The sequence below is a fragment of the Burkholderia sp. 3C genome, assembly GCF_054589155.1.
This window is the reverse complement of sequence record NZ_BAAILN010000118.1, coordinates 1-296: the sequence shown is the minus strand read 5'-3', so window position 1 is coordinate 296 and position 296 is coordinate 1. Positions and strand designations below refer to the sequence as shown.

At 60.8% G+C, this 296-nt stretch carries 1 protein-coding gene; it reads left to right on the top strand.

Annotation, left to right across the window (positions count from 1 at the left end; all coding sequences use genetic code 11):
• The coding region (locus ACYP33_RS23185) for a hypothetical protein (protein ID WP_459624092.1) at window positions 1–296 on the top strand (296 nt) is incomplete at both ends.

Genomic DNA, 296 nt, shown 5'->3' with positions numbered 1-296 from the left:
GGGCAGCTATGCTGGCGTCAATGAGCAGGCCGGGATTCAGGCGGGAGACAGCGGGTTCAATATCAACGTCGGCGGCAATACCGATCTGAAAGGCGGGCTGATTGCGAGCGACGCGGATGCATCGAAGAACACGTTGACGACGGGTTCGCTGTCTTTCGCGGACATGCAGAATCAGTCGCACTACGACGCGAAATCGAGCGGCTTCAGCGCGGGTGGGACAACCGGTGATGGCGGGATGAACTACAGCACGCACGGCAGTACGTCGGGAAAGAATGCCGGCGGTGTGTCGCCGATGC